Here is a 278-nt window from a genome sequence, read left to right as displayed (position 1 = left end):
ATTCAGGCAACCGTCTGTGGTGTTTGCAGAGCTAAGATTGGCGGCTTAGCGTTGCACTTCGGAGTTGAATCCGCCAATGACTCCCAGAATATTATTTTCATTGTGTACGACGATATATTTCTTCTTCCCTTTCATACAGGCATTCACTGTTGTCAGACTGTCAAGAGGATGACGTAGTGAAAAATTATCTTTCAGTTTACAGTGGTTAAGGAAGGTGCGATTAATTCGATGGGAACCATTTTTTCGTCCTGTCATCGTATGGTAAATGAACAAAGAAC

At 41.4% G+C, this 278-nt stretch carries 1 protein-coding gene; it reads right to left on the bottom strand.

The annotated features are described in order from the left end of the window. Positions 1-45: 45 nt before the first annotated feature. Positions 46-278 (bottom strand): hypothetical protein (locus ACSZO1_RS22815; protein ID WP_437616693.1); only part of this gene is annotated, 233 nt, incomplete at its 5' end.

The organism is Erwinia sp. V71 (assembly GCF_965644245.1).
Lineage (GTDB): Bacteria > Pseudomonadota > Gammaproteobacteria > Enterobacterales > Enterobacteriaceae > Erwinia.
This window is presented reverse-complemented; position numbering and strand designations above follow the sequence as displayed.